Genomic DNA, 25473 nt, shown 5'->3' on the forward strand with positions numbered 1-25473 from the left:
CCAGCCCGTCTCGTCTTTACCGAGAGTTTCGCTACTTATAAGTGTAGCACATGATATAATCCTCGATGGTCAAAATCTTTCTAGGTCCAGCTGGGATTCCCTTATCCACAAGGGGAAAGGGCAGCGTTGAGGGAGTAAAGAGAGTGAAGGAACTGGGACTTAATGCCATGGAGGTGGAGTTCGTTCAGGGAGTCAAGATGTCAGTGGAAACTGCTAAGGAACTTGGAAAGGTTGCTCAGGAGCTAGGAGTAAGGTTGTCAGTACATGCCCCCTATTTCATTAATTTATGTTCTTCTGAAGAGGAGAAAATAAAGGCCTCCCAGAAGAGGATATTGGACACCGTAGAGAGGGCCCACGCAATGGGTGCAGATGCCATAGCCATACATGTGGGATTCTATGGGGACTACTCGCCTGAACAGTGTTACTCGCTCGTGAAGGATTCTCTTCTAACCGTGAGGGACAGGATGAAAGAGAACTCCATGGATTCCGTCAAGCTGGGCGTGGAAACCATGGCCAAGGAGACGGCCTTTGGTACATTGGACGAGGTAATAAGCATCTCCAAGGAGGTTCCTGGGGTAATTCCATATATAGATTGGGCCCATACATTTGCCAGACAGGGCGGAAAAATAGACTATGGGGAGATCCTAGATAGATTAACCAAGGAACTGGGGTTAACACATGTTAACTCCCACTTTGAATCGCTCCAGGTTAGAAAGGGAAAATACGTGGATGTACATGAACCCATTACCAAGAATGCTCCTCCCTTCGAGCCACTGGCCAAAGCCCTGCTTGAAAGGGACATTTCCATAACCCTGATATGTGAAAGCCCCAGACTAGAGGAGGATGCCCTAATAATGAAGGGCGTATTAGAGTCCCTGGGATACAAGTTGGGTTGAGATTTTGTGGATCGTTGCTTCAGATTTCGATAGAACCCTTTCCCACGAGAGTGATTCCTTCGTTATTAGGAATGATGTGGTAGAGAAAATAAACAATTTCTGTTCTATTTACAAGTTTTTCGTGGTAACTGGAAGGGAGGAAAGATACATGAGGATTTTAGCGCCTGGTCTAAGACCCACTGGCTGGGTCTTGGAGAATGGGGCCCTTCTTCTGTTGGGAGACAGGAAGGTAGTGAACGCCCCTGAAACTTGGTTCGAGACCAGGAAAATCGTTGGTGAAAAGCTAACAAGTCACGGTATCTCCCATTCCTTTGGAGAAGTTATAATATACGTGAACTCATGGAATGGCTCGCTTGATCTAGGGCCAGGCGTTAGAATTGAAAGAAATAGACAGGACACCATGATCTTGCCAGATAACGTGAATAAGGGAACCGGTCTAATGAGGGCAATTCAAGAAATGAAACTTTCGGGCAAAGTTATTGCTGTTGGAGACGCGGAGAACGACGAATCCCTCTTTAGGGTTGCCCATATCAAGGTCGCAGTGGCTAACGCAATACCGTCCATAAAGAGAATTGCGGATATTGTTATGCAAAAGGAGGACGGAGAGGGAGTAGTTGAACTCTTGGATATGATTCTAACCGGTCACTTTCCTGAAAACATAGATGTCAACTAGGAATTTATGCACCTTCTCCCTGTGCCAGGGGTAATAGGGAGTCATAGGATAGGAAAGGGGAATAACCTCAACCGAGAACCCTCTGGTCTGAGCCTCTCTAGTGATGAGGTTTCTGGAATCAGGATTACTCTTGTGTATGGAGTATATGACCTTCGCCATATTCATTGCTGTTCTAAGAAACTTAAGATCGATTCCCCTCTTGACCTGTCCAAAAGGAGGATTCTGCACAACGGTGTCAAACTTACCATGAAACTCGGTGCAGTCAGCCTCCACGAAATCAGCCTCTAGTTCCAGTTCTCTAAACGCATCCCTCCCCACCTCAAGGGAATCCCTATCCACATCCACGCAGGTACAGTTCCCCCCAAGCATTGCCACTCCGGCGCAGAGCCTGCCTGTTCCGCATCCCAGGTCAGCAACTCTCCTTTCCTCGATCGCCCCCTGAATGAACGCTGTCCAAACTAGCGCAGATGCAATGGGAGAGGGAGTCAGGTACTGCTCAAGCTCCCATTTGGGCTTTGGATGAGCGGGTATCCTTTCCATTAAAATTTCAATTTTTCTTTTATTAACGCTAGAGCCTGATATAAATCACTCACCTTGTTCTCCCTTACTTCCGGATAGAATCCAAACCTGTCCACTAGAATTGCGTCCAGATAGGCCCTCCTTGCCCCTATGTAATCAATCTCGTAAACATCACCTATATGAATCCCCTCCTCTCCAGCCTCCTTAATTGCGTGATGGAATATCTTAGGATTTGGTTTCATTACTCCCACGTCGCAGGATGCAATAACTCCGTCCAGATACCTGTAGAGATCCAGGGTCTTCAGTATGGTATGAACTTTCCTGGTTGTGTTGGTAACTAGTATTACCTTAAAGCCCATTTTCTTTATCTCGTTCAAGAAGGGCAAGGCATCCTCGTAGAGTTCGAAATGATCTGAGAGGTAATTCCTAGAGGAGAGCCTTTTCACCACGTCAGGATTTGCGGGCTTCCCCATCTCGTAAAGAATGTCATAGAAGTCGAGCTGGGACAGTCCGTCGTGATCTGGATGAGGGAAATTAGCCTTACCCATGTGCTTCATGAGGGCCCTATAGACATCTCTCTCATTTACTTCCAGCCCCTCCTCCATCATGGCTTTGGCAATGCTCTCGTGCATCCTTGGAACGAACTTCACAAGGGTATCTCCCATGTCAACGAAAATCGCTGTCATATCACATCTCATCCCTTCCTCTTATTAAAAACTTAGGCTGAGATATCCTCTCCGACTTGCACTTGGGGCATCTGCTGGGTCTCTTGGGCTTCTCAAGGGATATCTCAGCACCACAGGATTCACATCTGGGAGGATAAAGTATTACCACGTAATCCTTTCTCTTAGATGACAGGGCAATATGGTATATATGGTCGTAAACCTCCTGTTCCCTTCTTATCCCCGTCACCTGCATTATATCCCTGGCTGTTAAGGGCTCTGGGGAAGACCTAAGTAATAACAGTATTCTCTCCCTCGTTGTAAGATATTCCTCCGGCAAAGAGCTCCCTAAACTCATTTCTTAAGGAGAGTTTTATACCAAACGATCGGAGAAGCCAATCATCCATAGAAAAATCGAAGTGTCCTCCCTCCTTCTCCACAACCTGGCCTGGAAAGTACCTTGACATTTCCCTCACGATCTCGCACTGGTTCACCCTGTTACCCATGTTTATCACCCCTGTGGCGCCCTTTCTGAGCAGGGTAGAAACCACTTTACCTATCCCCTTTGTGGAGATGAAGGAAAGGTAGAAGTTTCTGTTACAGATTGCCCTACCCCTTAACACGAGACTTCTCAATTGATTATACAGGAGACCCCTGTAGGAGAGGGAGAAGGGGAAACCTAACCTGAGAACAAGGTAATTACCGAGGGACGCAATACCCGTCTCCCCTGCCAGTTTGGTCATTCCGTAATAGTTAAGAGGGTCAGGGGTGGACGTCTCTCCGTAAAATCCTTTCCTTCCGTTAAATATCATGGACGTAGAAAGGTAGACGTTGAGGGCTCCCACCTTATGTGCAGCCTTACCTATGTTTATGGCCAACCACGTATTAATGTTCCAGGCCCTTGCCCTATCCCAATTTGCCTCGAAATAGGGAACCTCGTAGGTGTGTATTACCACGTTGGGTTTCTCTTGAAGGACCCTGTACGGGGAATCGGTAACCAGTACCTCCCCTGAAAGCTCCCTAGCAATCTCCCTGGCAATCTCCCCTTCATCAGTTACTATGACCTTCATTCATTTAAATTAATGCCTTGCATTAATAAGATCGGAGTAAAATTCATCTATCCTCTTTGCAAGTTCTCCAGAGCTGATGCCGTTTGCCATAGCTAGCGCCATTGATCCTCCTGCGCCCACTCCTTCCTTGACGAATCCACGTTCGTAAACCCTCAACCCCTCATATTGGCTTTGGGATAGATCCACGCTGGCGTGAGACAGCTTGACTCCAAGTGTCTTAGCCAGCTCCACCAGCTTGGCCGTACTATCGTGAATTACCCACTTAGTGGTGATTATTCCAACATTCTGCAGTTTTTTGGGATCGAGCTCCCTTATTAGCGCAGATACGGCAGCCATCTGCGTTCCTCCAGCCAGAATCGTCATACCCCTAAATCCTAGGGCCAGACCGGCCACCGCCAGAATTACCGGATCGGAGAGCCAGTAGATCCTTTCCCTTCCATTTGCGGGGGCGTTCCTCAACGCTTCCTCTATCACTCTCCGTTTAAGGTCCTTTGGGTTATTTGGGGAAGAGGAACTCACGATCTCAACCCCATCAAAACCCAGTCCGGTTAGCACGGCAGCCGCCGTGGTCGTTCCCGCGGGGATAGATTCGCCCACTACAAGAACTTCATCTCTCTGGCTCTCTCCCAGAATCATTGCATTTTCCAGTATCCTCTCCGCTATCTCCCTTCTTATACCTCCCCTTCTTATATCCCTTCCGGGTTCCCCATGAAGTTCCATGAAGGGAATCATGGGAGCAACCCTAGCCCCCGCATTAACTATGATCCTGTTCACGTTTACAAGTGACAGGGATGCCCTCGATAGAAGGGCAGGAGTAGGTATCCCGTCAGGGGTCACGGGTACACCCCTGATCACCCTGCACGCCCCTGTGATGAGGTACTCCGCATCTGCAGCTGGAGTGAACATGGTCAGCTCAGGAGTGGCTCCAGCCACGGTGATCCCGGGTATCAGGCTGACGTCAGTTGTTCCTATCACCAAGACGAAACTTGTTCTTTTTCCTTTCAATTTCTCAGACAGATTACCTATGTGATCCACAATCACGTGCTAAAATTTTTGAAATCCTTAATATCATTTATGTGATGTGAGCTTTAGGGAGCATTACTCTGTCCTGGAGAGGGCTTCTAAAATCACTTTAGAAGATTTCATGAGGGATGAGAAATTAAGAAATGAGACCAGAAGAGCTATAGGTGAGATGCTGAGGGAATTGTATCTCCTGGGTTCCCGGTTAGTTATTGGAAAAGGGGAGGACATAATATGGAACCTTGCCAAGTCAGGGCTAATTCAGGCTCCCCTGGCCCAGGAGCTAATTGACGTGATCAACCTTTATAGGTCAGGTTCTGACGAGCTAATTTATGCCTCCTTGGTCAGAATAATGGAGGATATCGAGGAGGCCTATCTGGTTCTAAAGGCTAAACTTGGTTCTTGATCTCGTCTATTGCCCTATCCACTTCTTCCTCCTCGTTGTAGAAGTGGGTGGATATCCTTATCCCTGACCCCCTGGGAGAGACAATTATCCTCTTGGACATGAGATTCTCGGCAACCTTCCTGGGATCCTTGACCTTCACTATCACTATTCCGGCTCGTTTTTCCCTGGGAGTCACCACCTCCAGTCCCTTATCCTCAGCTACATCCATGGCGTGGGCAGAAAGATCGAGCACCCTTCTCTCAACCTCATCGCGTATTGGTGTAAGCCTCTCTGCCACCTTGGTCATTGCCAAGTTGGCTGAAACATCCATGGTCCCTATCTCGAACCTTCTGGGTCCCGTCTCTAGGGAGAAAGACTCAGGGTTAAACTCCATGAAGGTGGAACTGGTTTTCCATCCGTAAAAGGGAGGATCCGGAATTAGGCCCTTTCTCACGAACATGAAACCTGAGCCCTGAGGGGACATCATCCACTTATAGCCTCCAGCCACAAGGAAGTCGACCCCCATTTCCTTGACGTCGATTTTCACTGCCCCAGCAGACTGTATTGCATCCACCAGCAGAAGGGATCCGTTTTTCTTAGCTTTGTCCGCTATTCTCTTAACGTTCAGTCTCACTCCGGTGTTAAAGCTCACGTGACTTATCACTATGAGGCGGACATTATCCGTGATATGTTCCAGAATTGAGCCCTCCAGCTCCTGAGGAGAAGACTTAACCATCTTTATCTCAACCCCACGTTTCGCCAGCTTATACAGCGGGTACACGGTAGCAGGAAACTCCAGGTTGTCAGTAAGTATCTGATCCCCCTTGGAAAGTGGTAATCCGTGGACTATCATGTTTATCCCGTAGCTTGTGTTGGGAATGAAGGAGATCTCCTCAGGAGACGAATTGATGAAATCCGATATTACCCTCCTCATGGAATAAAAGTCGTTGTACTCAACAGCGTTCACGTGCAGGCTTCCCCTGCATGAAACCCCGTAAAGGTAACCAAAACTCTCCATGAGGGCGAAAATGGGAGTTGGAGAGATTGCAGCGTGATTAAGGTAAATATAATCCCGGGTAACAGGTATCTGTTCCCTGAACTCTTTCATGTTAGTCCATATCCAGTGAGCTCATAAAATGTTATGTGTGAAAGTCGTCCTAGGTACTAGTACTCTTTTCTCTTTATAATCCAGTTTGTTAAATCATTTTTGAGAAAGAATACTATAAAACGAGGTATTACTAGAAAATCTTATGAAGATGTACATGTAAATCTAACGTGTCAGTAAAAAACCAGCTCCTTGAACACATGACAAGATATGGGGGGAATCCCAGGTGTCTGGCCAGCGTTGTTGGTGAATCCTCCAAGATAATTGCAAGGGAAATTCTGGAGATGCAAAGGGAGCATCAGCTGGCTCTCTTTCCCGCCGTGTTTTCGGAGGGGCTTGGGTTGGGTAAGTACTTGATCGTTGTACGTAATTGCCCCATAAAATATGAGACTGCATCCAGACTGTTTCACCCCATAATGAATCTGTTCAGGGGGGATATGGAGGAAAACTTGTTCTCAATCACGCTATTCGCTGATGGGGGAATAGTTGAAGATATAATAAAGGCCCTGAACGCGTTATCCTGCTCCCTGGTCATTGCGACCAGAATTAAGCAAACTAGAAAGTTCGTGAGGGATCCCACATGTTACGACTTTGAGTCCCACAGGTGGATCTGTGTTGATAAACTGGAGATTAGGCAAGGAGAATTTTTGAGGAATCCGCACGAGCAGGACATTAAGGGGGTGGTAAGTCTGCAGGTAAATCCCTTCGCCGACATAAGGATAATAAATCATAGAAATCATGTTTTCAAAATTGTAACAGGTTTCATGTACGTGCTCGGTAAATCCGATTTCGTTGTTCAGGTTATATCCAAGGAGGAGTTGACGGAGTATATACCCGATGTGGTTTGGACGGCCGAGGGAGAGGATATTTTTATCTCTGAGATGCACGTTAATAAGCAAGGGCTAGAGGCGGCGATGAAGAAGGTGAGAGATAGGGCGTCAGAGATCATTATCTCACCAAAATCACCTCTGTACGCCCTGGGCTACTCTTTACCCTATGAAATCTTTAGGAATGGAAAATGGATTTATCCCAAGATTGAGATAAATAAAACTAGAGTTACGTAGGTTCACTTCTCCCAGTCATTTTCCTCTCTGCTCGGTTCTCATTACACTTTTTCTTACCTTACCACCACAAACAGGGCACTCCTGTTTGGGCTCCCTGAAAGTCCTTCCACATCCCTCGCAGATGTAACTAAAGGTCTTAATCTCCTGTGCCGTCCTTCCAAGTCTCACAGGATTGAACTTTATCCCAAGCTTCATTAACACGTTCTGAACTGCGAAATCATCCGTGAAGACCACTGCAGGTGATAGATCTATGGCAAGGCCTATCACAGACTTGTCTGTCTTGGTTAGACTGTGATCGTTTATCTCCCTTAGCACCTTCTCAACTGTTTTCATGGCCGATGGAGAGGGTTCCATTGCAATAATCTTGTTAGTTATCATGGAAAGAGAAAGACTCCCCATGGAGTGTAGATCCCTTACTTCCTCTATAACGAGTGGCGTTGTGAATACCTTATCGAAGGAGTTCTGCAGTCCGCTCAAGAAACCGGCGGTATCAAATATCACTTTCTCCAAGGCGCGATACCTCTCAGGGGATCTATTTTAAAGAACCTATACACGATGGCGTTCCTGGAGGGAGCAATCTCCACAACATCTCCAGGCTTAACGTGCCCAATTACGTTTCCATCGGCTACAATTCTAGCCTTTTGATCGTATCCTTTGCTTTCCATTACTAATTTAATGGTAGTTCTGGGGACTATTAAAGATTTTACTGCCGAGAGTATAGGGCTAACCAGGGAAATTTCGAGCGCATTTGGAACACTAAGGTAAACTCCAGTAATGGACATACTCCACCCCGTGGAACCTTGAGGCGTGGAAACGAGGATTCCGTCTCCCTCGGAAGTGAAGCTGGTTTCCTGAAACATTGCTGTCACAATGATACTTTCAGGTTCGTCGTAGAGCACTCCTGCTTCATTGAACACTTCCTTGGATAGGTCGCCGAAGTTAACCCTCAGAAGAGGATACTCGTGGATGTAGTAATCGCCATCCTTGAGCCTTCTCAATATATTCTCTATTTCCTGTGGCTCAACGTCCATCAGAAAGCTTCTTCTTCCGGCCTTAATCGTGACGATGGGTTTCCCAAAATCTATGGCCCTGAGAAGGGTTCCATCACCCCCTATGGCCATCACAACGTCTGGATTCGAGTCAACTATCGTGTATCCCATGGACTCGGCCAGGCTTCTGGCCTTGCTGACCAGAGGGTAGACCTGCGGAGACTCCTTGCTAATGATTTTAAGTTTCATTCATGTTATGGTCACCAGCAACGCATAATAACTCTTTTTTGTCCACTCCGTATGTGAAAGGAACAACCATTCTGTTTTCAAGGACAATTTATGCCATAAGCTGGTTCTACTTGGCCCCCGAGATACCTAGATTACTTGAAGAATTTCATGTGTCCAGCTCCCTGTCTGGGGTAATACCCCTATCCTTCTTTCTGGGGTCAGGTCTCATGCAAATACCCTCAGCCTATCTAGGGACCAGGATTGGCCAGAGGAACTCCCTTATTCTAGGTCTCCTGATCATGTCAGTATCAGCATTCTCTGTTGCTCTCTCGGGTTCATTCGTCTCCATTTCATTGTCCTATTTTCTAGGAGGTATAGGTGCGTCCATGTTCTTCTCTTCGGGCGGAGCAATTCTCTCGGACCTGAACAGGGAGAGGCTGGGCTTCTCTTTAGGTCTCTATAACGCCCTGTTTTGTGTTGGAGGATTTCTTGGGCTGAACTGGGCTCTCATTTATAATATTGTAGGGTTCACCCTAGGCGCCATACTCGTGGGGACTCTCACCCTCATCTCTGCCCTCCTAAACTTCAGGTTACCAAATCCCAGACCCTCATGGAGGGCCATAAGGAACAGGAGGGTCATTATTCTTGGGGTGGCGACTGCAGGGGTATGGGGCGTTTATTACGCTGTTGGAGAGCTATTACCCTCTTTTATGGTGTTTTACGAACATCAGAGAGCCCTCACCAGTTCGGCCGTGACGAGCCTCCTCCTCGTGTTTTCGGCCTTAGGAGGGGTTATGGGCTGGCTTGGTGACAGGACAAGTAAGATGAGATTGATGATCGTGAGTGCTGTGATTACCTCGCTTTCTCCACTTCTTATTTACACTCCCTTCTACGTGTTTGCCCTGGTGATTTTGGGAATATTTAACGAGCTAGCCATATCTCTTCTCTACTCTGTGACTGCCCTTGAAGGTGGAATAAGGAATTCCAGTATTACCCTCGCTGTGGTTAATTCCCTAAACATTAGTCTGGGAACTTGGCTCGAATTCCTTGCAGGTTATTTAGGCTTCTCCGCGTGGGCAGTTCTCTCCCTCTCAGGTCTCGTTCCCCTCCTGCTTCTAATGGGTCTTAGGACTCGCACCTGATCAGAAGGGAAACCTGAAAGACCTTGCTCTCGTTCTTCACCTCCACCGTTCCCCTCGCGTTCAGTAACCTAACCTTGAATACTCTCTGGGGAGGACCCCCGTTAACTCTCATGGTAACCCAGCTGGAAACCCCACTAACCACGAGGACGCATTTCCCTTCCACCTTGAACGTCACGGATTGAGAGGGCATGAGGTGTATGGAGTTCTCTTTGAAACTTGTACCAGGAAAGCTCAGAGCCTCCAGCATTATTTTCCTGTAATATCTGAACCATAAACTGCTCAAGGTAATCAAGGGAAGCGTGAGGAGTAAGAGTAATTCAGCTAACATCACGATGAAAGTGCATTATTTGCTAATATCATTTACTTGTGTTGTACAAAAACCACACATCTTTTAAAAATTGATGAATAAGTCATATTTAAACGGACATGAATGCTTTCATTACTATTCATGATTAATGTCGGAAAGTTTAAATAGTATAAATGTCTGAGTCACATGGTTATCATGGCTGAATACGACGTCATAGTAATAGGAGGAGGGCCTGTGGGTCTTTTCGGAACCTTCTACAGCGGGCTCAGGGATATGAAGGTTTTACTCATAGACTCGCAAGATGAGTTAGGAGGACAACTGGTCACCTTGTATCCTGAGAAAATGGTATATGACGTGGGAGGTTTCGCTGGGATACAGGCCTATGATCTTGCGCAGAGACTTATTGAGCAGGCAAAGATGTTCGGCCCCGATATAAGAACAAGGGAGTGGGCGGACATCCTTGAAAAGACCCAGGATGGAATGTGGGTTGTCAAGACGGATAAGGGAGGAGAGTATAAGACAAAGACAGTCATGATTGCTGCGGGAATAGGTAAGATAACACCGAGCAGGCTGGGTGCCAAGGGAGAAGTGGAGTATGAAAACAAGGGAGTTTACTACACTGTGAGGAGGAAGAACGAATTTCAGGGTAAGAGGGTTCTAATAGTGGGAGGAGGAGACTCAGCTGTGGACTGGGCACTTACTCTCGCGCCCATAGCAAAGGAAGTTACACTGATTCACAGAAGGGATCAGTTCAGGGCTCACGAGCGTAGCGTGAAGGAGATGTTTGAGGTGGCTAAGGTATATACCTGGCATGAGCTCAAGGAAGTAAAGGGAGACGGCAACAAGGTTACACAGGCAGTGATATTTGATAATAGGACCAAGGAGGAGAAAACCCTCAACGTTGACGCCGTCATCATCAGCATCGGGCACAAGGGTGACTTGGGTAACATGCTGAAGTGGGGCCTCAACATGAAGGGGAGGGATATTGTGGTGAACGGCAAGATGGAAACCAATCTGCCTGGCGTTTATGCAGTGGGAGATATAGCCTCAGTTGAGGGTATGCCCAAGCTTGCATTAATAGCGGTGGGATTCGGGCAGGCAGCCATAGCGTCCAGTGTGGCGAAAAAGTTTGTGGACCCCAATGCTTCCGTGTTCGCAGGTCACAGCTCCGAAATGGATAAGTTCAAGAAGTGATTTTTCCATCTAGATGAAATGCCTCAAGGTACCCAGGAGGCTCATGGGAGAGATCAGAGTTAAGAGTGTCCCTGGGTACGAGATATTATATGAAGGGGATTACGCACTCATTCCGGTATCAGAGGTTAGGGAAGGCCAAGAGGTGGTGGAGTGTAATCCCCCGGTCAAGAGGGGAACGCCTAAGTTGAACGAAATAGTTCCAGGGGTTTCCTCCTTTTACCTAGTCGGGGATATCATGATAATTTCACCTAGGAGAGAGCTGACTCAGGAGGAGTTAGGAAGGATAATGCGAACCTACAGCAAGGTTAGGGCAATTTACCTGAGAAAGAAGGTAAAGGGAGAGCTTCGGGTGAATGAACTTGTTCATGTGGCAGGTGAGAAGAGAACCACCACAACGTTCAATGAGGGAGGATTGAAGTACTTTGTGGACGTCGCAAAGGTATACGTGAATCCCTCCATGGCCACCGAGAGGTTAAGGGTAGTGGAGAGCGTACCCTCAAGTAGCAGGGTGTTGGATGCGTTCACTGGATATGGGGCACTAGCCCTTCAACTTGCGAGGAAACTGGGGTATGTAGTGGCGGGAGACCTGAACTTGGATGGTCTCCTTATGGCCTCTCTTTCAGCAAAGATGAACTCCAGCAAACTGGTGTTGGATCTGGTTCATTTTGACGCTCAGTACCTTCCCTTCAGGGAGAAGGCTTTCGACTTGGCAATTGGTGATAACCCCACGATGATAGACCGGTTTGTGGAAGAGCTCTGCAGGGTATCACGCTCCGTGATCCTCTACAAGTTGGGAAGGATTCAGGACGGATGGGAAAAGGTTAACGACTATTCGAAGGACCTCGTTATCATGAAGCGGGTCCTGAGATGCAATGAGTAATACCTTCACCTCTCCACGTCTCAGCTTCGGAATCATATCTCTCCTGAGATCCCTGGCAGACTTGTTGGCCTTGATAAGGATTGTTCCGTCAGAGATAAAATCGGACTTCCTAACTATCATCTTGACATCAGAACTGAAGGGTAGATCCCTAGATCCCCTGCCTGTAACAATTTCAATGAGTCCATCCTTCATAATAACAAGGTGGCCATATCCCTCGTTTCTCAGGATGCTCTTTACTTCACTGGACAGGTGAACTGCTCCCTTGTCCGAGTTGATACATATGATGCAATCTCCCCTCTTCGTCAGGAAGTTTTCCCGGGTGATTTCCAAGGTCGTTCTGTGCTTTGCCAGCACGTTCTCGTGTCCATAACAGGTGATGATATCAGTGGCTATCATCTTTCCTCAATATGAAGGTTCTTCCCCTTACCTCAACCAACTCGCTTTCGGTTTCCCTTGCCACCATCTCGGCTAGCTCCCTCCTGTCCATGGACTTATCCAGTAGCCTCACCTTGATGGTACCGTGATCCTTGAGATGTCTCCTTATTTCCTCCTTCATCCCTTCGGTCAGCCCCCTTTTTCCTATCCTTATTTCTGCCCCTCCTCTCACTACGTCCTTCAAGTTTCTTCTCGTCTCTGGTGTCATATCTCCTTATCCAACCACACACTAGGCATGTTCTAATTAAAATCTTTGACTTAATTCTCCTTCTCTCCGTGATTCCCGGTATTAGCGGAGTTAGACACCTTCTACAATACTTTCTCTTGTACTTGAGGGGTAGTTTAACTCTTGCCTTGGACGTATACTGAACCGCCAGTTTCACATATTCCCTGGAGAGGTCCAGTTTTCCCTCTTGTCCCATTTCCACTGCCATGTCCACCAGTTTCATTGCCCTTTCCAGAATTGCGCCCTTCTTCAATGGGTACAACCTGTGAGAACTATTTTTTATCTTTGCGTCAACTCCATGACAAATGGACATCATTCTCCTGGAATCGTCGCTTGAGCTAGTGCCCCCGCAGATTAGGAACCATCCAAGCGTTGTGAAGAATGCGGAGAGGCAGGGAAAGGACCCCTCGCAGGTCCTCCTGGACATTTCCCTTCACTATCACGCGATGCGTAACCTGCCCAACAGGGAGAAGAGGGGCAGACCAGATATAGTTCATACCGCGTTACTTGTGGTGTTGACAGACCCGGAATTTGAGGGAAACCTGTACATTCACACTCTCGACTCTAGGATTATCAAGGTATCCCGGGAAATGAGACCACCAAAGAACTACGCACGATTCGTTGGACTCATGGAACAGCTACTGGTTCATGGTAGGGTCCCCCTAGATGGAGCACCATTAATGGAGGTCACTTCCCTGTCCCTCCGCGAGCTCATTGAAGAAAGGGGTTTAATACTCTTGGATGAGCGAGGGACGAAGGTTTCAAGGAGCTCACTCTGCGAACGAAAGGAGTATATAGGCATTGGAGCTTTCCCCCATGGAGATTTCAGTCCTGAAATCAGGACACTATCAAAGCAGATTTTCTCGATCAGCGATCACGTGCTGGAAACCCAAAACGTTCTTTGCAGGCTGATCTCCTCCTGTATTCAGGATTGACTGGATATTCTTGCCTTGGCGTATATTATTCCTCCAGGCGAAGGTGTAAGTTCAAGAATGGTGAAGCCGTAGCTCTCCACTATTTTCTTAAAAACCATGGATGCACAGAATGTTGACTCAAGACTGAAACCTGTCCCTGCAAGTCTTAGTTCGAAGTCGTCATTCTCCAGCTTCTTTATTTTCAGGTCCTTTATGGGCAGTGCCGATTTCACGCTCTCATAGACACTCATCAATTCCTCCAGCGTAGATGCCCTGGACTTCAGATATGAAGCCACCTGTAGTCCAGCTCCCTCGCAGATTGACTGGAAACCCTTCTGGTCCTTCTCGTAGGCCAGTTTCGCCAAGCTCTCAATATACCACGACGTGACGGGCACTATGTCTAGGTCCTTGAACACCTTGTATAACTCAACAATATCCTGTAGTTTTGTGGAGTCCTCTCCCATTTTTATCATTTCTAGCATTGCCTTCAGCGCTAGGTTTGTTAGTGAGTAAATAGTGTAGCCTCTACTCTTAGCCTCCTTCTCTATCTCCTTAATCAACTCACTATCGGCGGCTATATTTACTCTGCCCAACTATGTTCACAAATATGTACATAATGATACTTTATAAAATCTTTGTAATGTATTTTACTAACGCTATCTAGTTTAGATCTATCTAGTGAGGTGTGAAGGCTATTATATCGAATATAATAAATAATATCAGAGCTATAATGAAGCCTCCTAGATACCAGTTACCATCCCTAAAGAGTGCCTTTATCAAGTCCAATATCCCGTTTATTTCATTCTTATTCTTTTCAGCCATATGTTCTAGTCTGATGGACTCATTAAAAACTTTTCCTCATTAATTCTATAATAACACTATTAACCATGTGAAACGTGAGGTCTGCGAGCTATGTTTCATTACATGTTAGCTTGGTCTTGATAGGGCGATAGCGTGTAAGATACCTTGTTCGTCTTTCAACACTTTTTTATATCATTAGCACTGCATTAGTCTTGATCAGGGATGAGTCTTTGACAAATATCTCATAAGTAGGCAGGAACTCAAGGTTCTGCTCAGGGAACTAAAGAAATGGAGTGCACCCGCAACTGTTCTACTCTCCCTATACATTCCTCCAGGTAGACCTGTTTCAGACGTAGTTAACATGCTTAGACAGGAAGCCTCTATCTCTCAAAACATTAAACTGAAGAGAACTAGGGACGCGGTGGAATCTGCCATAACTACAGCAATAGATAGGCTCATAAGTATTAACAAGATCCCAGAGAACGGTCTTGTGCTTTTCTGCGGAGAGAACTTCGATACGGGGGAGTTCAGGTGCTATATGTTCTCGCCTCCAGAGAAGGTCACAGTGTACTTCTATCGCACGGACAAGCAATTTCATACCGAATTCCTTGAGGACATGGTGGAGGTATCGGAGGTTTACGGTCTGCTAATTGTGGAGAGGGATCAGGGAACCATAGGAGTCTTGAGGGGTTCTAGGATAGAGGTTCTGGAGGAGATGGAGGGATACGTTCCAGGGAAGCATATGATGGGAGGGCAAAGCCAGCGCAGAATTGACAGGATCATTGAGGAACTATATCACGACTTCTTGAAGAGCTTCGGAGAGAAGGTGAACAATTACCTTCTACCCTATCTGGAGAGTGGTAAATTGAAGGGAATCCTGCTTGGAGGTCCTGGATACGCTAAGAAGGACTTCTACGACTCAGATTATATTGACTACAGGTTGAAGAAACTGATATTGTTGCCATTGGTTGACATAGGCTATCAGGGAGAGGCGGGGCTTAGGGAGATGGTTATGAAATCCAAGGATTTGCTCAAGAACCAGAAGTACATAGAGGTGGAAGACCTAATAGAGGAGCTCAAGTATCATCTCGCAAAGGATGATGGTCTGGTTGTTTACGGCAAGGAGGAGATAAATAAGGCCCTGCAGATGGGGGCAGTGGACAAGCTCATTGTGTTCGATGATGGAACGGAGGAGAACGAGAAAATGGTTCAGGAGGCAGAAAAGTACGGAACCAAGGTCTACCTAGTGGGTGAGGAAATACCTGAGGCAGAGTGGGTAAGGAAAACCTTCAGTGGCATGGTAGGAAAGCTAAGGTTCAGGATTTAGTTATAATAACGTGAGGCCAGAGGTCAAAAAGGTTAAAGACGTTAGGCCAATGAGAGAAGCGTCAATCCAGTATTTTCCTTCTCTTCATCTCAGATAATATTTTTTCTAATGGAATGGGAGGCGTTATTCCGTAATTCTCCTTGAACCCAGCCTCTATAATCCTCCCATCTACCGAACCCTTCTCGTCAATCAATTTCTTAACCAGGTTAATTTCGTCCTCCCAGTAGTTCCAAGGGTACATGAACCATGCCCAATCAGTAACCAGCTGGGCAAAGAAGTCAGGCTTGAATTTAGATGATGTTTCAATGTGCTGTAGAGTAGCAGTTTTCATTACTCTTGGAGAGAAGTTTTCACCAACGTATTTACTGGTCAGGATCAGGCTATCGCCTGTGTCAGTTATGTCATCCACAATGAGAACCTTCTTGTCGCTAAGGTCAACCTTGTAGGGATACTTAATCCTGGCTTCGGGTGTATGTGATGCGGTGACAATCCAGTGCTCCACCTTAAGGGATAATACATCAATCACGCCCAATGAGTCAGCTAGGAGCCTAGCGGGAACCAGCCCTCCCCTAGCCACAGCGATTATGATGTCAGGAGTGAATTCGGCTTTAATCTTCTCGCTAAGAATTTCGGAAAGCTTAACTATCTCTTCCCAAGTCACCACTTTTACTGGGATTTTAGGCAAGGTTTCAGGAACCCCCTACCCTTTTAGCTCAACTCCTTAATCAAGTTTACTACCGCGGGACATAAACGATCGAAATGTACCAGGAAGCAACGAGTGATCAAGTTGTATCATGCCCAGACCCGATTGATCTTGGATATCTTACTATCTTTGTATCATTCACAGAACGGGCTTGAAATACTCCAGAGACGTGGTGGTCAATATTACATCTATGTGATTCTTAAGATCGTGGAGCACCTCCATCATTTCCTTTAGATACCTATCTGGGATGGAGAACTCCATAAGGAAACTGGTTCCTTCCCCAAAGCTCAGCCATGCGGTATATCGAATGAAGGGAATGGTCTCCAAGTTTTCCTTTATATCCGTGTAGGGCGTCCTGACCAACAGGACGAAATCTCTTTTCCCGTAATCTACGATGAACCCTTGTATTATTCCCTGATTTAGTGATACCATCATCATCTCGTTCAGCGTTTTGTAGCTCCTGAACCTCGAGAAGGGAAGGGGTTCTGTCTCTCCAGCGTACTGAAACTCGTATACCAAAGGCTCCCATTTGGAGTCGAGAGTCATATCCCACTGGTCTTTCTTTTGGTCATAGGCAAATGGGTTGCCTGAAAAGTTTTCGATCTTGATTACGGGTACTCCCTCTTCCACAAGCGAGAGGGATGACTTACCCTTTAGACTCTGCCTAATGTACTTACCAATCTCACGCTCAAAGGAAATCTTCATGAAGCTGTTCCCTGGGATCGGGGTGAAACACAGTTCCCTGATAGACTCCATGTGCGACAGTAGTTCCTCCTTCCTCTCTCCAAAGATGTTGGCCAGTAGATCTAGATTGGGACCAAATCTGCGCAGGGCTTTAACTAGCTCTGGAAACTTAAGCATCTGAGAATTTTACTCTAAAAAAGATTAAAACCTTGCCACTATCTTAAACCCAATCGAGGACGCGGTCAGCGTAAAGGCAAATCCTCTGCCTTGTGGATCGTCCATATCCGGTCAAATACGAAAACGTTATTATTTGATTTCTGAGGATTAATCAGTAAGCGCGGGGGTGCCCGAGCTAGGCCAAAGGGGGTGGACTGAGGCTCCACTGGAGTAGTCCTGCGCGGGTTCAAATCCCGCCCCCCGCATCCTCTTGTAGGATAGGAGACTTGGAAAACAGAAACTAGGCTAGCTCGCGGGGATAAGGGAATGGTCTACAATACCCATAGCGTCAAGCTCGCATAAATTCGTCTTATAGCATTGTGAGTTAGTACTGAAACTGCTTGAAGCTTAAAATATGCCAACATGACGACACTATGGCTAAATCTCAGAGTTTCTTCCTAAATGGGTAATTACCCACTGGTCTGGTCAGTGGGGCAAGGGCCCTCTCCTCTACCGTATTAAAGAAAAGGTCTTACTTGATTACGTGAAAATCAGCGGGTCTGGCTAGTTCTTCTATGCTGTAAGGATCATTTACCCTGTTGAACCGTCCCCTGTCCAGATTGAGGCTGTGAGGCCGTTTGCTTAGGATAGAGGTATATCTTGTTTCCAAAAACTACGTTGTTGGGTATAATGGCGATTATATTGTCGTTCTTGGCTATGTAGGTGAAAAGGGTCGTAATCTCCTCTACAATTCCTTCATCGCCAGTAACGCTGATGTGGTCCTTTATTTTGAAGGGCCTAGATAGTAGAAGAAACAGCCCCGATACAGCCTGACCCAACACCTGCTGTGAGGCGAAGCCCACTACTATCCCTATGAATCCGCCCAGAGCAACACCGCTGGCACCACCCGCTACTGCCCCAGCGATGGCTGCTACAAGGACACCCACTCCCACAAGCCTGAATATACTTCTCATTGAGGCTGAGGTGGAATGGTCGTATTTCAATCTAAGGTTCCAATATATTACCGATATGAATCCCTGAATTATCAGATATCCAAAAGCCAGGGATAGCAGGATGTTAACGTAGGGTTGATAGCCTGAAATTGATTGGTTGGAGAGTGAGATGTAAGGTAGCTGAAGCCTTATGGATGCTAGGAACGGGAAGAGAAGATTATTTACCAAGGCCTCTACTACAACAAAAAGAACAATGTAGAGAACCAGTTTTCCTGTGCTTTCTGCGATCTTCTTCCTTATCTCGTTAATTGATGTAATATTTTCCTCCTTCATATCTTTCCCCAAGAAATCTGTTATTTTATATGAGAGAAAATAATAGATCTATCTTTTAACTTCTCGTATGATTGAGCGAGGTAGACTCAACGTGTAACTTCATGTCCTACAAAAAGGATCAACTGTTGTATAACCCCTGTTATTCAGTTGGCTAACCCCTGGAGAATTTATAATAATGAACTTGGAAGTTAATTAAGATGAGAAATACAGCCCTTGGAGGCGTTCTTCTCGCAATAGGGGTTATACAGTTCTGGATTTTGATGTTGATCGCGGAGGAGCTGTACCCTGGGTACAACTTGGATCATAACTACATCAGCGATCTGGGAGTGGGCAGAACAGCGCCCATCTTCAACTCCTCCATCATAGTTCTCGGGGTGCTGGTTGTAGCCTGCGGGATTCTGATGTCCAAGAGGTCGATTTCTCCACTGTTAATCATAGGCGGATTGGGAATGATAGGTGTGGGGATATTTCCAGAGACAACCGGTACACCACATCTTATCTCAGCGTTAATAGCCTTCCTATTCTCCGGTCTGGCATCATTTCCAGCTTTCAAGCTCTCCAGCACTCCCTTGAGATACTCCTATCCTATCCTAGGGATCATTTCCCTAGTGAGCCTCTTCCTTTTCGTTTCTCACAACTACCTTGGCCTAGGGCCTGGTGGTGTGGAGAGAATGATCGTTCTTCCTGACATTATCTGGGCTATCTCATTTGGTTCTTCGGTGGTGAAGGAAAGATGAGACTAAGGCAACCTCCAAGGATAAAGGTTCTTGAGGCGCTGGGGGCAATAGCTGATCAAAGGGTGAAGAAGGTTAATGAGCATTACGAAGTAGTTTCGTCAGAGGGTGACAGGAAGTACACAGTGAAGGTAGAGGGAGACAATGTGTCCAGCGACGATAACGGGACTAGGTACAGGAACTACGTAGGTTACCCCATCATTGCGGTGTTAATGCTTGAGGGTAGACTTCCATACGACGATGAGCTGGCAAGGGCGTTGGCGGGTATACCATGGAGGAAACTTAATGAGGAGATGAAGGACTACTCCAAGGTTGAGGAAATTGTGTTGGAGAAGGCCGAACAGAAAGGCGTAAAAAGAGAAAGGATAGAAGATTTCGTGAGTAAGGTGATGGAGGACGTTAGAAGACTTAGACTCAACAAAGTTACCTGAACCTCTGCAGAGGATAGATGAGGATGTCATTAGAGAGATTGAATTCTCAATATAACGCCTTCATCACTTTCCAGGAAATGAGAGGAGGGCAGGGACCCCTCTCCGGTTTAACCTTCGGAATAAAGGACGTGATTGAGACTGCTGGAATTAGGACCACGGCAGGATCCAGAATACTCTTGGAATACGTTCCCAGAAGAAGCGCTGACATCGTGGATAGGATTCTGAAGGCCGGGGGAACCATCCTGGGGAAGACTAACACTCACGAGTTCGCCGTTGGGGCCACCAACACTTCCTCCGTGTCGGGTCCCGCAAGGAATCCCAGGGATAGGGAAAGAATTAGCGGAGGGTCAAGCGGAGGTTCTGCGGTGGCAGTTGCCCTCAGGATGATAGATGTTGGGGTGGGGACGGATACTGGTGGTTCAGTCAGGATACCTGCTTCTCTCTGCGGGGTTATAGGTTTCAAGCCCTCCTATGGAATTTTCTCCACGAGGGGAGTTATTCCCTTCAGCTGGTCTCTAGATACCCTCGGCTTTCTCACAAGGGACCATGAGACCCTATGGAGGGTTCTAATGGCCTTAACTCCGGTGGAGAGAAGGAAGGTTTACTTACGCTCTCCGAGGACAAAGCTCCGGGTGGGAGTTTTCCTCTTTGATGAATTCACCTCGGACCTACTGGAAAAGGTAATGGAGTATTTCCCGCAGGCTAAACCTGTTAACCTTCCTAACATGCTGAGATATGGGAGGTGGGCTAGGAGGGTGATAGCTACCAGTGAGGGAGCTTCCTACCACTTAACTTGGATTAGAAGTAAGGAGGACATGTACTTTCCTGACGTAAGGGATATCCTGAAGTCTGGACTAGATATTAGGGCTGTGGACTACTTGAATGCATTAAGGTTAAGGAGAGTTATCCTAGAGGAATACGTCAATGCCTTTAAGGAAGTGGACGTGATACTCTCCCCTACAACCAGAATACCTGCCCCCAAGATCTCAGATGTGCAGGGAAAAGAGAAGGAGTTTAGGGAGGATCTGGTCGCCAACACAGAGCTGTTTAACCTAGTTGGTGCACCCTCCATAAGTATTCCTTTCTTGGAAAGGGACGGATTGCCCATGGGACTCATGGTAAGCGGAGAGCCGTATAAAGACGGTGTTGTTTTAGAGGTGGCCAAACAACTATTATAAAGATTTAGGAAGACCTCGCCTTCAGAGCGGAGTAGTTCATCCAATTGACTTTCTTATTACCGCCATTTCCCTTGCATACTGCTTCACTTCATTGTACTTCTTTTCCTTTAGGGATAGCAGAAGGAGCTGTGACAGCAGGGCATGCTTTTTGGACTCATAACTCCTGGGTCCTATCTTTACGCCCATGCTTTCCAAGTATTTTATGTCCTCCTCCAGCTTCTTGGAGATCTCACCATCCAAGAATCCATACGATACAAGGGTCGAGAGTCCCTCAGGGTTAATGAACTCCGAGGCCTTCTGGAGGTCGTTCTTAAGGAACTTATAGTTCTCCTCCAGGACATTCCATTGAGCCTCGTTTAACCTGTTTAGCGAGGAGATGCCGATTACCTCTGGAGGTAAACCTACGCTGTACAGGGAACCCACGAAGGTGATAGCTCTCGGTAATATCACCTTTCCTGTGCTCCTTGCGTAACCAAACAGACTGATGTGAAGCTTCCTGGCCCTTCTCCTGGGTAAGTGCAGGGCTACCGTGTTGATAAGATTGGCCATACTCTCTATCACTGGTTGATAGGATGAGGTGTAACTCTCGATAATATCCCTTATAACCTTCTTTTCCTCGTCGCTAAGTATTCGCGGTTCCTTCACCTCCTCCCTATTTATGTGGGAGATCGCCCCCTTCACCTGTTCCTCGCTATAATCGTACTTGAAGGCTGATTGAATGGTGAACGTGTAAACGCCTTCATACTCCTCCATCACCCTCTGGTAATTCTCTGGACTCAGGTGGCCCCTGAAGGGTAGGGAACCAACGCCAATAATAGGAAAGATCGGGATTCCCAGTTCCTCCGCCAGTTTACCGGCCTCACTCAGGGCATACTTGGCCAGCAAAACTGCCGTCAGCATGCCGTAATTCATCGCGGGATCAGATCTGGCAACGAAAAGCCTCATGTATGACGGTTTAATGGCGTGGTAATAGCCCTCGATGATGCTTCTGGTGTTGAGAAGGGAGTCCTTGTCCTCTATGAGCGGGATGACCTCTATCCTCTTGGGGTAGATCTCGCCCACCAGATCCCTCACGTAAACCCCATCCTGAAGCTCTATGTTTTCCTCCATGGCGACGGCTCTCTCGTAATATCTAGCCACGGAGATGATATCGCTCGCGTTGGTGGTGAAGGGAAGGATAACCTCAAATACAGGTACAACTTTCCTACCGTAAAACTTCTCAGCAACGTCAAAGGTAATGGGTATACTCTCCATGGTCTCGGCAAACACCTTCCTCTCTGCTCCCTCTATCTTGGGATTTGGCAACCTATAGGTGAGGAAAAGGTCCTCACCTAGGACGTTGGCCTTGAAGTATTCGTCAAAGGATGAAAATAACTTTCTGACCACGTGGGTATCAACGTCCTTGCCCTCAGCATCCCACATTACCTCTTGCACGTTGAGGTTGGAGAAGGCGTAATATGCCTCCACTACTTCTGCCTCTCCCTCAATAACATCTCCCTTTGCCCACTCCGGCACCGTCGCATTATCAGGGTGTTGCGTGGACATAGTCCTGGGTATGGGTCGCATTTCTTGAGAAATACTTATCAATGCTTTTAAGGTTTTACAGTTAAACAACTTAACATGGTGGATGTAGGTCAGCCCGCGCCTGACTTTGAGGCTGAGGGTTCAACGGGAAAGGTTAGCCTCTCCAACCTGAGAGGCAAGAAGGTGGTACTCTATTTCTACCCCAAGTCCTTTACGCCCGGATGTACAAGGGAGATACAGAGGTTCGTGGAACTTTACGATGAGTTCGTGAAGGCCGGGGCGGAAGTTATAGGGGTTAGCGTTGACTCTGTGAGCACCCAGAAGAGGTTCAGCGAGAAGTACAGTGCTAAATTCCCTGTAGTCTCAGATAAGGAGAAGAAAATTTCGTCTTCCTATGGTGTTCTGAACGAGAAGGGAACCAGTGCACAGAGGGTCACATTTGTAATAGACGCACAAGGTGTGGTCAGGGCAGTTCTAAGGAACATGAAGAAGGCCGAGGATCACGCCGACAAGGCCCTTGAGGAAGTTAAGAAGATTTAGATAAATGTAACGTGAAACGCTTCGTGCATGAAGTCACGTTATTTTCTGGTTCGTAGGGCAGGGCTCTGAAGACATGGTGTCTTGGCTATACCTCATGACTATGGAATAGGTTAACCATAATGTTTTGCACGAAGCGACTCAACGAAAGGAAACCAAGGGCCAGGAAGACCTTCTAATCCAAGGATTTTTGCGTAAAATGTCCCGAAGCCCAGTTAACCGGATATTACCCTCCTGTAAACCCTTTCCCTGAAAGCGCTCACTGGATCATTCAACACATGGGGAATCTTAGACACAACGTCTGAGGCAGTTAGATGCGCGCCCAGCTCCCTATATGCCAGTGTGCCAGAGAGGCTATTCACCAGTGCTCCCAGGCTGGCCGAGGTGAATGGGGGGTACCCCTGGGCCATAAAAGTAGCTATTATCCCGGTCAATGTGTCTCCGGTTCCTCCGGCCGTCATTCCAGGGTTTCCAGCCTTGTTCAGCCTGAATGCATACCCATCACTAATGATATCCAGATAACCCTTCAACAACACGACGCAGTTACAATCCCTGGCCTTCTCCATCACCTGATTTATCCTTTCCCTTTCACTCTCCCTTGGCTCCTCACCAAAGAAGATCTTGAACTCCCCGGGATGTGGAGTTACTACCACGTTTTTTGAGAGCTTGGAACCCTTCATTATTTTTAGACCGTCTGCGTCCAGCACAAGTGGCTTCCCCAGTTTCATCACCATCTCTACAAAGGTAGGAGTTGCCTTAACTGTCTCCTCCTCTAGGCCCAAACCCGGTCCAAAGACCACCGCATTAGCCTTCTCCACCCACTGTTGCAGTTCCCTGATATTGCCCTCGTTGAAGTTCCTCCCCGAGAGTTTAATGGCGATCAGATCTGGCGAATAACCGGAGATAGCCTCAGCCGTTTTCTCGGGAGACGCCACGTAAACCAGATCTGCGCCCGTTCTCAGGCTGGCCATAGCCGAGAGTGCAGGTGCACCTGAGAAGGTTGAGCTTCCTCCAACTACCAGAACCCTCCCTCCCGCGCCCTTCCTGCTTTTCATCTCCCTCTGTTTCAGTGATAGCAGGTCACCGGGCCCTACGTAAATTGAGGCCTCTGGAGGAATTCCAATTTTCTTCACCACATATCTGAAGTTATACTTCAAAAGTCCTGGTTTAACGTCATGGAAGGTCACCACGAGATCCGGCGACACAAACTCTCCTAGGGCCTCCCCGCTGTCTGGATCTATCCCCGACGGGACGTCAATGGAGACTTTGAACCCCTTGGAGGCATTGAAAAGGGAGATAGCGTGATTGAAGGGATACCTGATCTTTCCCCTCACCCCTGTCCCAAGCATTGCGTCAATCAAAACGTCTCCCTTTACAGGAGAATCGAGGTTATCTATGCTCATAACCCTTACAGAGAAGTCCATGTCTGTTAGCGCCATGTAGTTAACCTGAGCGTCCCTGTGCTTTATCTCTCCCATGGTAATCACTGTAACTTCAGCACCCCTATCTGCAAGATGCCTGGCTGTCACCAGCCCATCCCCTCCCTTTCCACCATGACCAACGAAGATCACCGCTTTGAGCGAGGTAGTCCCCATCTCCCTCTCTATCTCATCAGCCACAGACCTCCCGGCACTTTCCATGAGCTGTAGGGTTGAGACGCCAAGGGCCTCCGAGTTAGCCTCCAGGATCCTCATCTGAGAAGAAGTGATCATGTGAGCATGAGCTCTTCATGGATAATATTTTTTCAGGTTCGAGTTACATTATCATCAATCAAAATTGGAGTCACTCATCATCTAAGTTTAAATAGTTCAACATGAAATTAAGATTGTCTGTAAAAAATCTTTATCTGTGCTGTGCATTTTTAACCTTATTACTGATTTTATGGGATATGTATTATAATGGCCAATAATCAAAGTTTATTAGCTTGTGATAGTTCGTGTATATAGTGATCTATATGACTCTCGGAAAGGAAACCGAAATGGGTCTAAAGGAGCTTTTCAAGGCAAACGCTGAGGATTATATGCTCCTCAGCTTCCTAGCTGATAAGTTAGAGGCTGCGGGCAAGAAGGAGGAGGCAAAGATACTTAGGGAGAAGGCGAGAGTAGAGTTCGGACATGCTAGGGGAATATTTGAGAAGCTTTACCTACACGCAGGTAATTCTATGCTCAACGAGTTCACCAGGGAAGAGGCAGATGAGCACGTCAGCGAGTACAACAACGTGGCCATGAAGGCCAAGGCAGAGGGACACATGGACGTAGAGGCCATGCTGTGCGCCTACGCTGAACAGGAGAAGGACATCGCTGAGGCAACAAAGAGAGTCTCCGCCATGCTCAACGAGTTCACCAGGGAAGAGGCAGATGAGCACGTCAGCGAGTACAACAACGTGGCCATGAAGGCCAAGGC

At 47.1% G+C, this 25473-nt stretch carries 32 protein-coding genes, 1 tRNA gene and 1 pseudogene; 15 read left to right on the forward strand and 19 right to left on the reverse strand.

Annotation, left to right across the window (positions count from 1 at the left end; translation table 11 throughout):
* The first annotated feature begins 65 nt into the window (after positions 1-65).
* Both L3N51_RS03895 and L3N51_RS03900 read left to right on the forward strand, forming a co-directional pair.
* Positions 66-896, forward strand: coding sequence for a TIM barrel protein (locus tag L3N51_RS03895; protein ID WP_238025603.1), 831 nt, complete (start codon positions 66-68; stop codon positions 894-896).
* Positions 897-900: 4 nt separating this feature from the next.
* Positions 901-1569: a phosphoglycolate phosphatase gene (locus tag L3N51_RS03900; protein WP_238025604.1), complete on the forward strand. Its 669-nt coding sequence runs from the start codon at positions 901-903 to the stop codon at positions 1567-1569.
* Here L3N51_RS03900 and L3N51_RS03905 read toward each other — a convergent pair.
* The 5 genes from L3N51_RS03905 to cobT are packed head-to-tail and all read right to left on the reverse strand — an operon-like array spanning position 1531 to position 4858.
* Complete coding sequence (locus L3N51_RS03905) at positions 1531-2109, reverse strand: METTL5 family protein (protein ID WP_238025605.1); 579 nt, start codon at positions 2107-2109, stop codon at positions 1531-1533. The two genes, L3N51_RS03900 and L3N51_RS03905, sit on opposite strands and share 39 nt — an antisense overlap.
* Positions 2109-2774 (reverse strand): HAD family hydrolase, encoded by a 666-nt coding sequence (locus L3N51_RS03910; RefSeq protein ID WP_238025606.1) that lies wholly within the window; start codon positions 2772-2774, stop codon positions 2109-2111. The genes L3N51_RS03905 and L3N51_RS03910 overlap by 1 nt, the downstream gene beginning before the upstream one ends.
* Before the next feature lies 1 nt (position 2775).
* Complete coding sequence (locus L3N51_RS03915; protein ID WP_238025607.1) at positions 2776-3090, reverse strand: transcriptional regulator; 315 nt, start codon at positions 3088-3090, stop codon at positions 2776-2778.
* Positions 3041-3820 carry a sugar nucleotide-binding protein gene (locus L3N51_RS03920; protein ID WP_238025608.1) on the reverse strand — a complete coding sequence of 260 codons (780 nt, stop codon included), beginning with the start codon at positions 3818-3820 and terminating at the stop codon, positions 3041-3043. Before L3N51_RS03920 ends, L3N51_RS03915 begins: the two co-directional genes overlap by 50 nt.
* 9 nt (positions 3821-3829) lie before the next feature.
* On the reverse strand, positions 3830-4858 hold the full coding sequence (gene cobT, locus L3N51_RS03925; protein ID WP_238025650.1) for a nicotinate mononucleotide-dependent phosphoribosyltransferase CobT: 1029 nt from the start codon (positions 4856-4858) through the stop codon (positions 3830-3832).
* Positions 4859-4901: 43 nt separating this feature from the next.
* Between cobT and L3N51_RS03930 the strand changes: the two genes are divergently transcribed.
* Positions 4902-5246 carry a hypothetical protein gene (locus tag L3N51_RS03930; protein WP_238025610.1) on the forward strand — a complete coding sequence of 115 codons (345 nt, stop codon included), beginning with the start codon at positions 4902-4904 and terminating at the stop codon, positions 5244-5246.
* On the opposite strand, the gene L3N51_RS03935 is transcribed toward L3N51_RS03930, so the two are convergent.
* Positions 5230-6333 carry an aminotransferase class V-fold PLP-dependent enzyme gene (locus L3N51_RS03935; protein WP_238025612.1) on the reverse strand — a complete coding sequence of 368 codons (1104 nt, stop codon included), beginning with the start codon at positions 6331-6333 and terminating at the stop codon, positions 5230-5232. The genes L3N51_RS03930 and L3N51_RS03935 overlap by 17 nt on opposite strands.
* A 167-nt stretch (positions 6334-6500) precedes the next feature.
* Here L3N51_RS03935 and L3N51_RS03940 point away from each other — a divergent pair, with 167 nt between their 5' ends.
* A complete protein-coding gene (locus L3N51_RS03940) occupies positions 6501-7394 on the forward strand; it encodes a hypothetical protein (protein ID WP_238025613.1) in 894 nt (297 codons plus the stop codon).
* Positions 7395-7409: 15 nt separating this feature from the next.
* On the opposite strand, the gene L3N51_RS03945 is transcribed toward L3N51_RS03940, so the two are convergent.
* Both L3N51_RS03945 and L3N51_RS03950 read right to left on the reverse strand, forming a co-directional pair.
* Positions 7410-7895 (reverse strand): NOB1 family endonuclease, encoded by a 486-nt coding sequence (locus L3N51_RS03945; protein ID WP_238025651.1) that lies wholly within the window; start codon positions 7893-7895, stop codon positions 7410-7412.
* Positions 7892-8632 carry an NAD(+)/NADH kinase gene (locus L3N51_RS03950; protein ID WP_238025614.1) on the reverse strand — a complete coding sequence of 247 codons (741 nt, stop codon included), beginning with the start codon at positions 8630-8632 and terminating at the stop codon, positions 7892-7894. Before L3N51_RS03950 ends, L3N51_RS03945 begins: the two co-directional genes overlap by 4 nt.
* A gap of 53 nt (positions 8633-8685) precedes the next feature.
* On the opposite strand from L3N51_RS03950, the gene L3N51_RS03955 reads away from it, so the two are divergent.
* Complete coding sequence (locus L3N51_RS03955; protein WP_238025615.1) at positions 8686-9753, forward strand: MFS transporter; 1068 nt, start codon at positions 8686-8688, stop codon at positions 9751-9753.
* On the opposite strand, the gene L3N51_RS03960 is transcribed toward L3N51_RS03955, so the two are convergent.
* Entirely contained in the window at positions 9737-10081 is a 345-nt protein-coding gene (locus tag L3N51_RS03960; RefSeq protein WP_238025616.1) for a hypothetical protein, read from the reverse strand. The two genes, L3N51_RS03955 and L3N51_RS03960, sit on opposite strands and share 17 nt — an antisense overlap.
* A 174-nt stretch (positions 10082-10255) precedes the next feature.
* Between L3N51_RS03960 and L3N51_RS03965 the strand changes: the two genes are divergently transcribed.
* On the forward strand, positions 10256-11254 hold the full coding sequence (locus L3N51_RS03965; protein WP_238025617.1) for an NAD(P)/FAD-dependent oxidoreductase: 999 nt from the start codon (positions 10256-10258) through the stop codon (positions 11252-11254).
* A 13-nt stretch (positions 11255-11267) separates the two neighbouring features.
* On the forward strand, positions 11268-12134 hold the full coding sequence (locus tag L3N51_RS03970) for a class I SAM-dependent methyltransferase (RefSeq protein ID WP_238025618.1): 867 nt from the start codon (positions 11268-11270) through the stop codon (positions 12132-12134).
* Here the strand turns inward: L3N51_RS03970 and L3N51_RS03975 are convergent.
* The 3 genes from L3N51_RS03975 to L3N51_RS12665 are packed head-to-tail and all read right to left on the reverse strand — an operon-like array spanning position 12021 to position 13018.
* Positions 12021-12530: a DUF371 domain-containing protein gene (locus tag L3N51_RS03975; RefSeq protein ID WP_238025619.1), complete on the reverse strand. Its 510-nt coding sequence runs from the start codon at positions 12528-12530 to the stop codon at positions 12021-12023. The genes L3N51_RS03970 and L3N51_RS03975 overlap by 114 nt on opposite strands.
* The gene (locus tag L3N51_RS03980; RefSeq protein ID WP_320056939.1) at positions 12517-12723 is read right to left on the reverse strand and encodes a YhbY family RNA-binding protein; all 207 of its coding nucleotides are present in this window, start codon (positions 12721-12723) and stop codon (positions 12517-12519) included. Before L3N51_RS03980 ends, L3N51_RS03975 begins: the two co-directional genes overlap by 14 nt.
* The gene (locus L3N51_RS12665) at positions 12626-13018 is read right to left on the reverse strand and encodes an RNAse P, Rpr2/Rpp21 subunit (protein ID WP_320056940.1); all 393 of its coding nucleotides are present in this window, start codon (positions 13016-13018) and stop codon (positions 12626-12628) included. The genes L3N51_RS03980 and L3N51_RS12665 overlap by 98 nt, the downstream gene beginning before the upstream one ends.
* A gap of 82 nt (positions 13019-13100) precedes the next feature.
* Between L3N51_RS12665 and L3N51_RS03990 the strand changes: the two genes are divergently transcribed.
* Positions 13101-13730, forward strand: a complete 630-nt coding sequence (locus tag L3N51_RS03990) for a 16S rRNA methyltransferase (RefSeq protein ID WP_238025621.1) — start codon at positions 13101-13103, stop codon at positions 13728-13730.
* On the opposite strand, the gene L3N51_RS03995 is transcribed toward L3N51_RS03990, so the two are convergent.
* Entirely contained in the window at positions 13721-14302 is a 582-nt protein-coding gene (locus L3N51_RS03995; protein ID WP_238025623.1) for a hypothetical protein, read from the reverse strand. The two genes, L3N51_RS03990 and L3N51_RS03995, sit on opposite strands and share 10 nt — an antisense overlap.
* A gap of 82 nt (positions 14303-14384) precedes the next feature.
* Positions 14385-14531, reverse strand: a complete 147-nt coding sequence (locus tag L3N51_RS04000; protein ID WP_238025624.1) for a hypothetical protein — start codon at positions 14529-14531, stop codon at positions 14385-14387.
* A 223-nt stretch (positions 14532-14754) separates the two neighbouring features.
* Here L3N51_RS04000 and prf1 point away from each other — a divergent pair, with 223 nt between their 5' ends.
* Positions 14755-15837: a peptide chain release factor aRF-1 gene (gene prf1 / locus L3N51_RS04005; RefSeq protein WP_287690446.1), complete on the forward strand. Its 1083-nt coding sequence runs from the start codon at positions 14755-14757 to the stop codon at positions 15835-15837.
* A 61-nt stretch (positions 15838-15898) separates the two neighbouring features.
* Here the strand turns inward: prf1 and L3N51_RS04010 are convergent, their stop codons facing one another.
* Together L3N51_RS04010 and L3N51_RS04015 are read right to left on the reverse strand one after the other, a co-directional pair.
* Positions 15899-16522 carry a phosphoribosyltransferase gene (locus tag L3N51_RS04010; RefSeq protein WP_238025625.1) on the reverse strand — a complete coding sequence of 208 codons (624 nt, stop codon included), beginning with the start codon at positions 16520-16522 and terminating at the stop codon, positions 15899-15901.
* A 156-nt stretch (positions 16523-16678) separates the two neighbouring features.
* On the reverse strand, positions 16679-17401 hold the full coding sequence (locus tag L3N51_RS04015; protein WP_238025626.1) for a hypothetical protein: 723 nt from the start codon (positions 17399-17401) through the stop codon (positions 16679-16681).
* Positions 17402-17561: 160 nt separating this feature from the next.
* Here L3N51_RS04015 and L3N51_RS04020 point away from each other — a divergent pair.
* Positions 17562-17646, forward strand: a tRNA-Leu gene (locus L3N51_RS04020).
* A gap of 321 nt (positions 17647-17967) precedes the next feature.
* Here L3N51_RS04020 and L3N51_RS04025 read toward each other — a convergent pair.
* Positions 17968-18666, reverse strand: coding sequence for a mechanosensitive ion channel domain-containing protein (locus L3N51_RS04025; RefSeq protein WP_238025627.1), 699 nt, complete (start codon positions 18664-18666; stop codon positions 17968-17970).
* A 197-nt stretch (positions 18667-18863) separates the two neighbouring features.
* Between L3N51_RS04025 and L3N51_RS04030 the strand changes: the two genes are divergently transcribed.
* Genes L3N51_RS04030 through L3N51_RS04040 form a run of 3 tightly spaced genes read left to right on the forward strand, consistent with a single transcriptional unit; the run spans position 18864 to position 21009 of the window.
* Complete coding sequence (locus L3N51_RS04030) at positions 18864-19403, forward strand: DUF998 domain-containing protein (RefSeq protein WP_238025628.1); 540 nt, start codon at positions 18864-18866, stop codon at positions 19401-19403.
* Positions 19400-19831 (forward strand): hypothetical protein, encoded by a 432-nt coding sequence (locus L3N51_RS04035; protein WP_238025629.1) that lies wholly within the window; start codon positions 19400-19402, stop codon positions 19829-19831. The genes L3N51_RS04030 and L3N51_RS04035 overlap by 4 nt, the downstream gene beginning before the upstream one ends.
* Before the next feature lie 23 nt (positions 19832-19854).
* Positions 19855-21009 carry an amidase gene (locus tag L3N51_RS04040; RefSeq protein ID WP_238025631.1) on the forward strand — a complete coding sequence of 385 codons (1155 nt, stop codon included), beginning with the start codon at positions 19855-19857 and terminating at the stop codon, positions 21007-21009.
* Positions 21010-21045: 36 nt separating this feature from the next.
* Here L3N51_RS04040 and ppcA read toward each other — a convergent pair whose 3' ends face one another.
* Positions 21046-22575, reverse strand: a complete 1530-nt coding sequence (ppcA, locus tag L3N51_RS04045) for a phosphoenolpyruvate carboxylase (RefSeq protein ID WP_238025633.1) — start codon at positions 22573-22575, stop codon at positions 21046-21048.
* Between the two features lie 57 nt (positions 22576-22632).
* Between ppcA and L3N51_RS04050 the strand changes: the two genes are divergently transcribed.
* Positions 22633-23073: a peroxiredoxin gene (locus tag L3N51_RS04050; RefSeq protein WP_238025653.1), complete on the forward strand. Its 441-nt coding sequence runs from the start codon at positions 22633-22635 to the stop codon at positions 23071-23073.
* Positions 23074-23285: 212 nt separating this feature from the next.
* Here the strand turns inward: L3N51_RS04050 and L3N51_RS04055 are convergent, their stop codons facing one another.
* On the reverse strand, positions 23286-24782 hold the full coding sequence (locus L3N51_RS04055) for an NAD(P)H-hydrate dehydratase (protein WP_238025635.1): 1497 nt from the start codon (positions 24780-24782) through the stop codon (positions 23286-23288).
* A 242-nt stretch (positions 24783-25024) separates the two neighbouring features.
* On the opposite strand from L3N51_RS04055, the pseudogene L3N51_RS04060 reads away from it, so the two are divergent.
* Positions 25025-25473, forward strand: a pseudogene (locus L3N51_RS04060) (rubrerythrin); the annotation flags it as partial.

It is taken from the genome of Metallosphaera javensis (ex Hofmann et al. 2022), from assembly GCF_022064045.1.
Lineage (GTDB): Archaea > Thermoproteota > Thermoprotei_A > Sulfolobales > Sulfolobaceae > Metallosphaera > Metallosphaera javensis.